The sequence below is a fragment of the Streptosporangium sp. NPDC000095 genome, assembly GCF_042899335.1.
Classification (GTDB): Bacteria; Actinomycetota; Actinomycetes; order Streptosporangiales; family Streptosporangiaceae; genus Streptosporangium.
Genome location: NZ_JBIAZS010000001.1, coordinates 54,289 through 67,165, shown reverse-complemented (window position 1 = coordinate 67,165; position 12,877 = coordinate 54,289). Strand labels below are relative to the sequence as shown.

The window sequence follows — 12,877 nt, the reverse complement described above, 5'->3', positions numbered from 1 at the left end:
GAGGGGCATAAATCGTACTTTGAGGATCAGGTGGTGCGAAGACAGGTCAGATCATCTATGGCATGCACAGGCGGTCGGATACGCGCCCGCGAGGCCTTTCAAGGCCGCCATGTCGAGAATTGGACAGCGGCTGGACCTTCGAGGGCGGGTGGCATGGGATTTACCGTCGGTAAACATCCGCGAAACATGTGCGGCCGGTGACAAGACCGATGAAAGTTTCATCCCCGTCCCGCGAATGATTCGAGTGCGATGATCTTCTCTGGTGCGGGCCGAGTGATAATGTTCACCTTCATGATCTCCCCAGTCACAGGAGGACGAATGCGAAAGGTACGCGCTGTTCTCGTCTCGGCCGTCATGGTCCTCGGAGTTTCGCTGACGACCGGTGCCGCCCCGGCGCACGCCGAGAGGCTGGCGGGTGTCTTCAAGGAGCACGCGGAGTGCGAGCGGATCGGAACCCACGGCATCACCGAGGACTGGTGGAACGACTACTCATGCGAGTGGGAGAGCCGGTACAGCTACTACTTCCTGTACGCGTGACCCCGTGAGACGCACGCACCCCCGGCTCCGAGAGATCGAATCGGGGGCGCGTGCCCATGATCCGCGGCTCGCGGGATCGGCTCCCTCTCCGTCACGCCGGCCCGCAGCCCGGTAGGGAACCGGCCGCCGGAACTCAGCGCGGCGGGATGCCCCGCTCGACCAGCTCGGTGGGAAGCACCACGGTGCGCGGCCACGACCGATCCCCGCCGATCCGCCGGAACAGCAACTCGGCGGCGGTCCTGGCCAGCTCACGGGTGTCATAGGCGATCACCGTCAGCGGGTACGGCACCAGAGCGGCCATGTCGAAGTCGTCGAACCCGAGCAGCGCGGCGTCGCTGCCGCGCCGGTGCAGTTCCCCGACCGCGCCGAGGGTGATCCGGTTGTTCAGGCTGAAGAAGGCGGTCGGCGGATCCGGCAGGTCGAGCAGTTCGGAGACGGCCCGGGCCGCCGCGGCCGGGTCGCGGACGCCGTCGCGGACCAGCCCGGTGTCGTACGGCGTGCCGGCCGAGGTCAGCGCGTCCCGCGCGCCGTCGAGCCGCTCGCGCATCGTGTGGACGCCGATCGAGTCGAGCAGGACCCCGATCCGCCGATGGCCCGCCTCGACGAGCCGGCACACCCCGGCCCGCGCGCCCCCGCGGTTGTCGAGCAGCACCGTGTCGGCGAGCAGTCCGCCCGCCGGACGGTCGAGAAAGACCACGGGGGTGCCGAGCTCGACCTCGGCGCGCAGGAACGAGTGGTCCTCACCGGCCGGCACCACGAGCAGCCCGTCGACGCGGCGGGCGCACATGTCCCGCAGCAGTTGCCGCTCGCGCGCCGGATCCTCCTCGGAACTGGCGATGATGAGCATCGTGCCGTGGTGCCCGGCGACCTCGGCGGCGGCTCCCGCGATCGTCGCGTAGAAAGGGTTCGCGATCTCCTCGATCAGCAACCCGATCGTGGCGGTCGCCTGCCCGGAACGCAGCGAGCTGGCCAGGTGGTTGCGGCGGAAGCCGAGTTCGGCCACGGCGGTGAGCACCCGCTCGACCAACTCGGGCTGTACGTGCGGAGCGTTGTTCACGACCCGCGAGACGGTCTTCAGGCTCACCCCGGCCAGGGCCGCCACGTCCACCATGGTGGGCCGCCTCGCACGGCCGCCATCGCTGGTCATACCCGAACCATACCGACAGGCCGTCCGCCACGTTGACAACGTTGTCCGATCCGGCCGTACCTGCTCATCGCCCACGACGCCCGCCCGGCGCGAGGGTGACCACCGGGTGTCGTCCACGTGATCGAGTGCCTCCTGACGGGTGTCGACCCGGGAAAGACCGGAACCGACGGAGGTGCCGGAAGCGCGAAACCCGCGAAAGGCCGCTCGGGGAATGAGAAAGTGACGGGCAACCAGGTTGTAAGCGGGCTTCCAAGAATGGCTTCCATGAAGAACCTCCCCTCACGCCTTGCCGCCCCCGTCCGGCACGGTGCCTTCCTTGTCCTCCTCGTCCTCGCCCTGGTGGCGTTCACCGGTTGCGGTCTCACCGGCGGCCAGGCCGGGGACGGCGCGGCCGCCCCCGCGCAGGTGACGAGCGAGGCGACCACCGCGCCCGCCGAGAGCGACCCCCCGGCCCAGCCGGAAAGCACTCCCGAGCAGGCGGAGACCGGCGGGCAGGACCGGCCTTCCTCGGCCGTCGAACCGGGCGGCACCCTCGTCGACGGCAGCACGGTCTCGGCCGAGCTGACCCGCGCGGGGGAGAGGCACAAGTTCACGCTGGACCTGGGCGACGCCAGGGAGTTCTACGTCGCCGACATGGAGGGCGACGGCATCCAGTTCCAGGTGTTCTCCGACGTCGACGACGAGCCCCTGACCCCGGCCAGTGTCGATTTCAGCGCGGGTACGTCGCTCAGCAACAAGCTGACCAAGGTGGGCGGCCACCGGCTGGAGGTCTGGGGGAACACCAACGTGATCGGGGCGTACAGCTTCAGGATCGCGACCGTGAAGGTCCGCACGTTCCCCGCGACGATCGGCCTGAAGATCGGTGAGGGCAGCCCCGAGGGGGCGGGGTCGCTGGATGTCCCCGGACGGATCGACCGCTTCGAGTTCGACGCCGACGGTGCCAAGGCCATCAGGATCATCGCGGGAGGCGGGCCGTGCACCTCCATCGACGTCGAGCTCTACGACGCGGCGGAGAAGAGCCTCGCCGATCCCCGGCAGCCCTACCCGCTGTGCGGCAACGAGTTCGACATGCCGCTCTCGGGCGGGGACGGGCGCTACGCGCTGGTCGTCAGGTCACCCGCGGCGAAGACCGGGTCGTACTCCTTCCAGATCGTGCGCGCCGGCTGAACGACGAGAGGCGAGGCGGGCCGAATGACCGGGAAAGGAGCGGGCGGACGCTCCGAAGAGGAGCGGGGGCAGGGCGAGCGGAGAAAAGCGGGGCAGGGACGACCGAGCGAAGGAGGGCGGGGCGGCCGGGAGCGGTGCGGGCCGGGCGACCTCGCAGGATACGAGTGGTCAGGAGCGGCGCAGGGTCCCCCGGTACTCCAGCGAGCCCCCGCCCTCCTGCTTCACGCAGTCCAGCGTCTGGGGGTCCTGCAACGTGAGGGTCATGTCCCCGCTCACGCACTGGCCGCGCTGCGCCACGTTCAGGCTGAGCACGGTGTCGCGTACGCGGGTGAGCGTGGCCTGCTGCTCGCAGTCACCGGACACCCAGGTCCCGGTGGATCCTCCCGGATTCAGGGTGATCGTGACGTCGGCGGTGCGCTCGCGGTCGTCCTGCGAGACGACCTGGCCCGTCCAGGTTCCCGCGAAGGCCGAGGGGATGCCCCCTCCGGGAGCCGCGGGCGGTGCCGAGGCCGATCCGGAGGCCGGTGCCCGGTCGGGGGTTTCTTCAGGTCCGGAGGTCGGTGCCCGGTCGGCGGTGTCGCCGGATCCGGAGGTCGGCGCCGGGCGGGAGGTCCCCTCGGATCCGCTCCGGGGCGCCGCCCCGTTCGCGGGGGAACCTCCGATCGTCCCCGTCGCGTACAGCACACCGGCCGTCGCCAAGCCCGCGAGGACGACGGCGGCCACCGGGATGGCCACGTTCCTCGCCCGCCGCGTGCCCCGCTCGCCGTACGGGGGCGCGTGGACCCTCGTGCCACGACCCGCCGTACCGGCGTCACCGGGAGGTAGCAGCGCCGTGTCCCCTGCCGTGTCCCTTATTGGGCCCTTTACTGGGCCCCTTACCGTGTCTCTTACCGGACCGGCCGGTTCGGTGGGCGTGGGGTGGACTCCGGACCGGACGACCGGTGGCGGCTCGGCCTCGACGGGATGGGTCAGGCCGCTCGTGGCGCGGTCCGACCAGCCGGAGGGGACGTACGCGCTGGGCACCGGGCCGACGTCGGGGACCGTGACGGTGGAGGCTCCGGGGTCGACCAGGCGCACCAGAAGCGACCGGGCCGAGGGACGCGCCGCGGGGTCCTTGGACAGGCAGGCGGCCAGGGTCTCGCGCAGGCCCTGGGGAACGCCGGACAGGTCGGGTTCCTGGTTGATGATGCGGTTGAAGACCGCGGCGACGGTGTCGCTGCCGAACGGGGCCCTGCCGGTCGCGGCGTAGAGCATGGTCGAGGCCCAGGCGAAGACGTCGGCCGCGGGTGAGCCGTGCACCCCCATGAGCTGCTCGGGAGCCATGTAGGGCGGGGTGCCCGACATCGTCATGGACGCCGTGTCGGCGTCGAGGGGCCGGGCGATACCGAAGTCGACCACGCGTGGCCCGTCGGGGCCGAGGAGCACGTTGGCCGGTTTGAAGTCCCGGTGAACCACCCCGGCGCCGTGGATGGCCGCGAGCGCGGAGGCTGTGCCGACGGCGAGCCGTTCGAGGTCACCGTCGCGCAGCGGACCGTCGTCACGCACCCGTTCCTGCAGCGAGGGGCCCGCCACGAACTCGCTCACCACGTAGGGGTCCGGCCGGTCGAGCTCCGCCGCGAGCACCCGGGCCGTGCAGAAGGGGGCCACCCGGCGGGCCGACTCCAGCTCCCTGGCGAGCCGGCGGCGGATGTCGGGATTCGTGCCGCCCTTGAGGACCTTGATCGCGACACGGTCGCCGGAGGCGCTCCACCCCTCGTAGACGATGCCCTGACCGCCCTCACCGAGGCGCCCCACGACCTGGAACGCTCCCAGCGTGCGCGGGTCATCCGGTTCCAGCGGGCCAGCGGCCATGAGCTCCTCCATGCACGTCGGCGCGGGTCCCCAGCGTAACGACGGCGGTGGCCGGGCCGCCACGGTCGCGTCGGGGCGCTTCGCCGTATGGACGGCTGGTTTGCCGCACCCCTCGCGGGGCAGGCGGCCGGTGATCGGAGACGCCGTCTCCGATCACCGCCGACGGCCAGGGAGGTGCGATCCCGATGAGCGCGCACACACTGTCGGTCGCGTTCAGCTGGGCCCTGCTGGGGATCGGATGCGTGATGGCCGCGCACGGCGTTCGCGTGCTGCTGAAGGGCCGGGTTCCGCTGATGGTCTCCAGGCGGGGCGGGGTCCTGCGGGTGAGACCGTACGCGTGGTCGCTGCTGTTCTTCGCGCTGTTCGCCGTCTCGACCGCGTCGCCCCGGCTGCTGGAGCGGACGGACGAACTGTCGCTCACCCTCTTCACCCTGCTCGCGCTCGCCTTCGCGGTGGTGGCGCTCACCCTGATGGCGAAGGCGAAAAGGGTGCTGGAGTCAACGACATCGCGCGACCGGGAAACCTGAGGACGATCCCGGCGCTCTGACGGCCGTACGCGGCAGGCTGGGAGGGACCGGCTCCGATCGTGGTCATCGCCTCCCCGAGGGGAGACGATGACCACGGCGGGCCGCGAACCCGTGGCGATGGTCAGGGGGCGGAGACCTCGGCGACGAGCTTGGAGGTCCAGGGGCAGAAGAAGCAGCCGGGCAGGAAGGCGCCGCACGCCTCGTCGAGATGCTCCTCGACGTACGGGAGCGACGCGTCACAGACCTCGATGGCCACCTGGAAGAAGTCGATCGTGTTCGGATCGAGGTGGAAGCCGTAGGAGGGGTTGTACGGGGCCCGCGTCTTGATGATCCGGCCCAGGACGTGCGTCCTCTCGGTCTCCTTGCCGCTGATGATCCGCCGGGCGTGTTCTATCTTCTCGGCGTCGGTGAGCTTGATGACGAACGGCAGGCGCGAGCCGACGGTCGTCATCGTGAAGTAGGCCGGCTCGACCGTGGTGGCCCGCGACGGCGCGTCGGTCTGGGCGGAGAAGGGCATCGAGCAGGCGCGGGTGGTGGCCGTGGCCTGAGCGGGTGCGGCCATCGTGGTGGCGATCACGGCCAGGGCGGCGAGGTAGCCGATCCCGGTGAAGAAGCGTCGCACGGAGGTTCCTCCTGTGTTCTACGGGCCGTGACCGTCACGGTCTCAACGCCCTTGTAGGACTCCTCGCACGCCGGTCACCCGGCTCCACACCGGCCTTGATCGAAAAATCTCCGTCCCCTACCGCGGCTTGGCCCCTGTCCTTCGACGCGTCCGGTCCCGGCTCCCCCCGTTGGAGCCGGGACCGGGACGCTCAGCCGGTCGCGAGGTGCTCGGCTTCGTGGTGCAGTACCTCGACCAGGATCAGCTCCAGACGGAGGTCTGGATCCGTGAGGTCTTCGGACGGTGTCATCGGATACCTCCAGCCTCGCTGGTGGGGACGCCCCGACCACCCCGGGGGTTATCCGCCATAGCAGGCCGGTATGGACGCGAGGGCGCCCGCCCGCCGTGGATCGCGCCCGCCCGCGGCCTCACGAGGGAGGGGCGGGCGGGCGCGATCCGCTGGTCAGGGCGCCTGGTCGATCCCCGGCTCCGCCCAGAAGACCGTTCCCGGGCCGCGCAACTCGACGGGTCCCTGGGCGGCGGAGACGAAGACCGACTCGCCGGCCCGCAGGGGGTGCCCGCCGGTCTCGACCTCGCCCTCGGTGCACAACAGGATGCGCGGCACGCCGCCCTGCAGGGTGAGGCCGGAACCGGGGACGGCCGTACCGAGGCGGAACTCGGGGGCGGGGGTGCGGTAGAGATCGCCGACCGGCTCGACCTGGAGGGCCGGAAGCGAGGGGTCGGTGACCCGCAGCAGCTCCTCCACGTCCATCGGCTTGCCGGTCAGCCCGGCGCGCAGCACGTTGTCGGAGCCGCCCATGATCTCCACGCCGAACCCGCTCAGATAGCAGTGCAGGACCCCGGCGCCCAGGAAGAGCGCCTCACCGGGCCGCAGCTCGTGGCGCCGCAGGAACAGCGGGGCCAGGCAGGCGGGGTCTTCCGGGTGGATCTCCGTCAGGCGTACGACCAGCTCGTTCTCGGGGCCTCCGACGAAGGAGGCGGCCCGCGCGATGTCGGCCACGAGATCGGCTCTGCCGTCTTTCGGCCACTCCACCAGGACGCGGAGCGCGGCGGAGGCGTCTCCGGCCGCCAGCGGCGCGACGACGGGCTCCAGCTCCGGTACGCCCAGCCCGCCGATGAGGACCGCGGCCTCCTCGGGAGGACGGAACCCGGCCAGCGCGGTGAACGGGGTCAGCGCGCAGATCAGCTCGGGCTTGGGGAAGGGGTCGACGTAGGTGCCCCGGGCGTGCCCTTCCCTGGCCTGCTCCTGGGAGGGGTGAACCTGGAGCGAGAGCGGCAGGTCCACGGCGATCAGCTTCAGCAGGTACGGCAACCGCGAGCCGAACCGCTCGACGGTCTTCCCGCCCAGCTCTGTCTCGGGGGCGGCGGCCACCACCTCGGCGAGGGAGTGCCAGGTCCCCTGGCGAAGCACCGACGAGGAGCCGGACGGGTGGGTGCCGAACCACATCTCCGCCTCGGGCAGCTCGGTGGGGGAGGGGCGCCCGGTGAGCGTGGCGATCGCCGTGCGCGAACCCCAGTCGTAGTTCTTCACGGGGTTGCGGAGGAGGTCGATCATGACGCCTCCACCGGAGCGGACGCGGTGCCGCCGGGTCGCCCGCCGTCGTTCTCCGGCCGGGAGGAACGCCGTGCGGGCGTGCCGCCAGGGCCGGTCCCGCCTGCCGCGCGGGCGGCGGGGATGAAGGAGTCGTTCATGATCCTCTGTGTCCGTGTGTGGTCGTGAGCGGAAATCTAATGAATGTCGCAGAACGTCGATGCTACGCGGCCCCTGGCCGGGTGGCCGTCGGGGCGTCGGCGGGACCCGGTGCCGCGCCCGTGGGGAGGGGAGGATCCCCTCGGGAACGGGTCGTCGCGCGGATCGTGAACGCGGTCTTCCCGGCCGCTCCCCCGAGCGGGTGGACGAGGCTCGTGATGGCCGGAAGTGGCCAGATCGGCCGGTCACCGGCCTGATGGGCGCCCACCTGGGACGATCCGCCCGCCCGGCACTGGAACGGTCCCGCGAAGGACCGTACGCGCCTTCGCGGGGTACCACGACGGGTTCACAAGGGGGCGATGGTCGGAGGAGACTCCGCTGGGAGCACCCGTCGCGCGTGCCGTCCGGGGGTCCCGCTCCCCGGATGAGGCGGGGTCACGGAAGGAGAGGTGGGCATGCGTTCACTCGGCATCGAGGGTGCGTGGGTGTTCGAACCGGAGGTGTTCCCCGACGATCGGGGCAGCTTCCACGAGTGGTTCCGCGCGGAGAGCTTCCGTGAGGCCACCGGCCGGCCCCTCGCCCTCTCGCAGGCGAACTACTCGGTCTCGCGCCGGGGGACGCTGCGCGGCGTGCACTTCGCCGACGTCCCGCCGAGTCAGGCCAAATACCTCAAGTGTGTCAAGGGTGCGGTTTTCGATGTAGTCGTCGACATCCGCGTCGGATCGCCCACCTTCGGGCGGTGGGAGTCGGTGATCCTGGACGACAGGGACCACCGGGCCGTGTACGTCTCCGAGGGGCTCGGTCACGCCTTCATGGCGCTGACCGACGACGCGACCGTGGTGTACCTCTGCTCGGAGGGGTACGCGCCGAGGCGTGAGCACGGGATCGATCCTCTCGACCCCGAGCTGGGGATCGACTGGCCCGCCGGAGTGACACCGCTGCTGTCGGACAAGGACGCGACGGCCCCGACCCTCTCCGAGGCTCGGCGACAGGGTCTGCTCCCCGCCTACGAGGAGTGCAGCCGGTTCTACGCCAGGCTCCAGGCCTGAGACGGGCCTGAGGCGGGCCTGAGGCGGGCCCGAGAAGACGGGTGTGAGACGGTGTGCGGCCGTCGCGGGCGACGGTGGGTACGGAAGGCACGCCCGGCCCCTGACGAGCGGCCCGCCGGAGGGGCGCCGCCCCCGGCGAAAGCGGGGTTCGGATGAACTCGCGGCAAAGAGGTCTTTGCCGAGCGAGATTCTAGAAGCTAACGTCGGAAAAACATCGGAAACACGGCTGTACCGGATCAGTGGATGACCGGGCGCCCGTCCGGAGGTGGCATGTCGATGCGCGCGCGACCCCCGCACGCCCTGCAACGGCGTCTCGAATGTTCCCGGCCACGTTGACGTCGGTGTCGGCCCGGTGCCCGCACGCCACGCACAAGAAGAGCGCATGGCTCTCACGACCCCCTCTTGGCGAGATTCGGTGACCTGATGGAGCGAGATGGTGACCATGTCGGGACGGATCTTCCACGGCGAGGCCAGGCCGGTGGGCCGGGAAGCGGAGTTCCGCACACTGGTGTCCTGGCTGGAGGGGGCCGCGGAGGGCGAGGCGTCTCTGACGCTGTTGCGAGGACCCACGGGATCGGGGAAGACCTCCCTGCTGGAGGCACTTGAGCGATATGCCCGCAGTGTCGGAGTGACGATCCTGCGCGGCTCCTGCTCGCCCGCGGGGGCCCGCCTGCCATGGAGCGGTGCGGAAAGCCTGTTCGGCGGGGCGCCGCTTCCGACGCGAGGTGGCACCGTGCCGCTGTCACACCTGTTGTTCCGGCGCGTCGGCGAGGCGGCCGTGTCGGGACCGGTGGCCCTCATGCTCGACGACACGCAGTGGTGCGACGAGGAGTCGTTGGCGTGGCTGGACTTCCTGGTGAACCGTGGGCATCATCTGCCGCTGTTCGTCCTGCTCGCTCAGCACCGCTCCGGCCCGTCGAACGGGCGGGCGGTTCCCGGTGTCGCCGCGCGCGGGCACCGCGTCGTCGACCTCGGGCCGCTCTCCGAGGAGGACGCGGGGAAGCTGGCCCGGCGGTGCTGGGAGACCGTGCCAAAAGAGTTGTTCGTCCGCCTGTGCACCAGTGTTTGCCGGGGCAACCTGGCACTGCTCGCGCGGCTGTTCAAGCGCCTGAGCGAGGAGGGCGTGCCACCTGACGCCCGAGGCGAGTCCAGGGCCGCCGAACTCGGCGCCGAACTCCACGCCGGACATCTGCTCGCGACGCTCGACCGCCGGCCGGCATACGTGCGTGGGGTCGTGGAGGCCTTCGCGGTGCTGGGGCACTCCGACGCGGAACTGGTGGGCATGCTGGCCGGGGTCCCCGAGCCGCTGGTGACCGCCGCGATCGAGATCCTGCGCGACGAGGAGATCATCGACGTCGGCCTGGCCGAGTTGAACGAGCGTCATGTGCGGACCGCGGTGCTGAACGACATGCCGACCGCCGCGCTCGACCGACGGCGGGAACTGGCCGCCAGGCTGCTCAACGACGGAGGCCGTCCGGCCGAGGAGGTCAGCGCGCAACTGGCGCTGCTGCCCGCACTTCCCGAGACCTGGATGCGGGGCGTGCTCGGGGAGGGAGCACGCCGTGCCGAGTCGAACGGGGACGCGGAGGTGGCGGCGCACTACCTGGGCCGGATGGTGATGGCCGATCCCGCCGACGTCGGCGCGCGGGCCGACCTCGCGCGGCTGATCGGACACGACGATCCGGCGAGAGCGTACGCGATGCTCTGCGACGGGCTGCGGGAGACGGGCGACGTGCGGGGAAGAGCACGTCTGGCGATCCAGATGTCGCGGGTCGCACCGCCGCTGGGCAGGGAACCGGAGGTGGTCTCGACGCTGAACGCCGTCCTGGCGGAACTCGACGGAGCGGCCACCGGGGATCACGAGTCGCGGATGCTGGTGGAGTCCGCGCTGTTGCTGATCGGGTGGAACCGCAGGTCCACCGCGAAGACCGTCTCGGAATGGGCGGTGATGTCGCGGACCCCCGGGGTGTCCGCCGGCGGGGGACGCGAACTGCTCGCCGGGCGGTCCCTGGTCTTCGCCATGTCGGGTTTCTCGTCCCGGACCTGCCTGCCGCTGGCCCGTAAGGCGCTCAGCGGCCCGGACGAGGTCTCCTGGAGCCAGGCGGTCGGTGCCGCCGCGTACGTGCTCTCACTCGCCGACGAGGTCGAGGAGGCGGTGCGAGCCATGGGCCGGGTGATCTCGCACGGCGCGGAGCAGGGGGACACCTGGGGGCAGGTGATGGCCCTGTCCAGGCGGTCGTGGATCCTGGGGGAGGCGGGCAACCTCGACGGGGCGCTGGTGGACGCGATCAGGGCCATGAAACTGGCGGACGAGCAGCCGTGGTCGAGAAGTGTGACGGCACCGCGGACGGCCCTGGGCGCGGTGCTCGCCTGGCGGGGGGACCTCGGCCAGGCCGCTGCCGTACTCGGCCAGCTGGGCACGCCGGACGTGGAGGACTACCTTCTCGACTATCCACGGGTGCTGATGACGAAGTCGTATCTGGCGGCGTCGCGAGGTGATCACGCGAGCGCGCTGTCGTCCCTGACCGAGTGCGGTGCGCTGCTCGCCGAGGCCGTCGTCAGGCATCCGATGTTCGTGCCGTGGTGGCTGGAGGCGGCCTGTCTCCTCGCCGAACTGGGGCGTGGGAACGAGGCGGGAGAGTTCGTCGAGCACGGCGAGGAACTCGCCGAGGCCTGGGGGAACGCGCCTGCCCGAGGACTCGCCCTGCTGGCGAGGGGGGCGGTCGCGGAGGGAGTCGACGGGGTGGAGACGCTCACCGAGGCGGTGGAGACACTGACCGGGACCCAGGCGCGCTGGTATCTGGTCAGGGCCGAGAGTCTGCTGGGCGAGGCGCTGCTGCGGATGGACGACCGCGAGGGCGCCCGCGGACATTTCCGTCGCGCCGTGCACCTGTCGGTGCGGTGCGGATTTCGCAGGCTGGCCGAGCAGGCCCGTGGCCGGCTCGTCGCCGCGGGCGGCCGGATGTACCAGGGAGCCGGTGGGGTCAAGAACGTGCTGACCACGGGAGAGGGGCGCGTGGCGGAACTCGCGGCGACCGGTGCGACCAATCAGGAGATCGCCCAGGCCCTGCGCATCACGTTGCGCACCGTTGAAAGCCATCTCACCAGCGTTTTTCGCAAGCTGGACGTGAGTGGCCGTGCGGATCTGGGATGGGCGCTGGAAACGCTTCCCACCCCCTCGCCGAATTCGCCAGCGGATTCGCGGAATACTATGCAAACACCTAGGTATCGCCGAGGACAATCAGCAGACCTCCGCGGGGAGCAGCGAACACGCGGCGAAATCGCGGGGTGACGGATCGCGATGATCTCGATGGGATGATCATATCCCATCATCGCGATCTTGAGGAAAATGATCTTTCGAGAGCAGGGGAGATCCGGCGATGTCCAACGGCAGGAGGCGACGACGGCGATTCGCTGACAAACCCAGTTACCATGCTTCCGCCTTCGGCGGCTGGGGCGACTACAGGACCTGGGCCGAGCACCAGTTCCTGCCCAAACCCGTGGAAGAGGCGGCGGAGGACGCGCGGGACGTCGAGGTGGAGGACGGCGCGCGGGAGATCGAGGCGCACGACGGCGCGCGGGACGTCGAAGCGGACGACGGTGTGTGGGATGCCGAGGTGGCCGTCGCCGGTGAGGAAGGGACGCACGACGCTCCGGAGGGGTACAGCGGTCCGGAGAGGTACGACGTCCCGGAAGGGTACGACGCTCCGGAGAGGTACGACGCTCCGGAGAGGTACGACGTCCCGGAGAGGTCGTGGGCGGACGCCGACGAGCACCACTACGTCGAAAGCTTCCCGGACGCGGTGCCTCGGGCCGCCCCCGCCCCCGCGCCGGCAACGGACCCGGACTGGGCGCCTTCGTCCTCGACGAGGTACGAGCACGAGAACTCGCGGCCGGTCGGACCGCGACCATACGTGATCTCCGGAGGGCGTACGCACGGCGACGCCCCGCTGCGGATGGACTCGCTGATCTCGGTGACGCCGCAGGGCACGATGAGCGCCGACGATCCCGCGCTGTCCCCGGAATATCGCTGGATCTGCGACATGTGCCGGGAGCCCATGGCGGTGGTCGAGATCGCGGGGCGCCTCAGGATGCCGATCGGGGTGGCCATCGTCCTGATCGGTGACGCGATCGGTTGGAACCTCCTCAGAGTGCATCCGCTCGCCGAGGTCGACAACCAGCCGTCGCTCAACATCATCACGCGCGTGCGCGAGGGGCTGCTCCGGCTGCCCTGACGCGGGACGTCTGTGGACCGGGCAGGCAAGACTAGGGGTTTTCCCGGCGCCG

Annotated in this window: 11 protein-coding genes; 6 read left to right on the top strand and 5 right to left on the bottom strand. The window is 70.7% G+C overall.

Going from position 1 to position 12,877, the window contains the following annotated elements; translation table 11 throughout:
• Nucleotides 1-318: 318 nt before the first annotated feature.
• The gene (locus ACFY3V_RS00140) at nt 319-537 is read left to right on the top strand and encodes a hypothetical protein (RefSeq protein ID WP_350947101.1); all 219 of its coding nucleotides are present in this window, start codon (nt 319-321) and stop codon (nt 535-537) included.
• Between the two features lie 133 nt (nt 538-670).
• On the opposite strand, the gene ACFY3V_RS00135 is transcribed toward ACFY3V_RS00140, so the two are convergent.
• A complete protein-coding gene (locus ACFY3V_RS00135; protein ID WP_362907107.1) occupies nt 671-1,684 on the bottom strand; it encodes a LacI family DNA-binding transcriptional regulator in 1,014 nt (337 codons plus the stop codon).
• A gap of 264 nt (nt 1,685-1,948) precedes the next feature.
• Between ACFY3V_RS00135 and ACFY3V_RS00130 the strand changes: the two genes are divergently transcribed.
• Nucleotides 1,949-2,851, top strand: coding sequence for a hypothetical protein (locus ACFY3V_RS00130; protein WP_362907105.1), 903 nt, complete (start codon nt 1,949-1,951; stop codon nt 2,849-2,851).
• Nucleotides 2,852-3,019: 168 nt separating this feature from the next.
• Here the strand turns inward: ACFY3V_RS00130 and ACFY3V_RS00125 are convergent, their stop codons facing one another.
• Nucleotides 3,020-4,702, bottom strand: coding sequence for a serine/threonine protein kinase (locus ACFY3V_RS00125; RefSeq protein WP_389768474.1), 1,683 nt, complete (start codon nt 4,700-4,702; stop codon nt 3,020-3,022).
• 185 nt (nt 4,703-4,887) lie between these two features.
• On the opposite strand from ACFY3V_RS00125, the gene ACFY3V_RS00120 reads away from it, so the two are divergent.
• A complete protein-coding gene (locus ACFY3V_RS00120) occupies nt 4,888-5,229 on the top strand; it encodes a hypothetical protein (RefSeq protein WP_362769432.1) in 342 nt (113 codons plus the stop codon).
• A gap of 121 nt (nt 5,230-5,350) precedes the next feature.
• Here the strand turns inward: ACFY3V_RS00120 and ACFY3V_RS00115 are convergent, their stop codons facing one another.
• The 3 genes from ACFY3V_RS00115 to ACFY3V_RS00105 all read right to left on the bottom strand — a co-directional run bounded on the left by ACFY3V_RS00115 (nt 5,351) and on the right by ACFY3V_RS00105 (nt 7,543).
• Complete coding sequence (locus tag ACFY3V_RS00115; RefSeq protein ID WP_389768471.1) at nt 5,351-5,851, bottom strand: calmodulin-binding protein; 501 nt, start codon at nt 5,849-5,851, stop codon at nt 5,351-5,353.
• Between the two features lie 442 nt (nt 5,852-6,293).
• On the bottom strand, nt 6,294-7,406 hold the full coding sequence (gene manA / locus ACFY3V_RS00110) for a mannose-6-phosphate isomerase, class I (protein WP_389768468.1): 1,113 nt from the start codon (nt 7,404-7,406) through the stop codon (nt 6,294-6,296).
• Nucleotides 7,403-7,543 carry a hypothetical protein gene (locus tag ACFY3V_RS00105; RefSeq protein WP_362907097.1) on the bottom strand — a complete coding sequence of 47 codons (141 nt, stop codon included), beginning with the start codon at nt 7,541-7,543 and terminating at the stop codon, nt 7,403-7,405. Before ACFY3V_RS00105 ends, manA begins: the two co-directional genes overlap by 4 nt.
• Nucleotides 7,544-7,996: 453 nt before the next feature.
• Here ACFY3V_RS00105 and rfbC point away from each other — a divergent pair, with 453 nt between their 5' ends.
• From rfbC to ACFY3V_RS00090, 3 genes are all read left to right on the top strand, one after another.
• The gene (rfbC, locus tag ACFY3V_RS00100) at nt 7,997-8,590 is read left to right on the top strand and encodes a dTDP-4-dehydrorhamnose 3,5-epimerase (protein ID WP_362907095.1); all 594 of its coding nucleotides are present in this window, start codon (nt 7,997-7,999) and stop codon (nt 8,588-8,590) included.
• Between the two features lie 433 nt (nt 8,591-9,023).
• On the top strand, nt 9,024-11,882 hold the full coding sequence (locus ACFY3V_RS00095) for a BREX system ATP-binding domain-containing protein (protein WP_362907093.1): 2,859 nt from the start codon (nt 9,024-9,026) through the stop codon (nt 11,880-11,882).
• An 88-nt stretch (nt 11,883-11,970) separates the two neighbouring features.
• Nucleotides 11,971-12,825: a DUF742 domain-containing protein gene (locus ACFY3V_RS00090; protein ID WP_389768463.1), complete on the top strand. Its 855-nt coding sequence runs from the start codon at nt 11,971-11,973 to the stop codon at nt 12,823-12,825.
• The last annotated feature ends 52 nt before the right edge of the window (nt 12,826-12,877 follow it).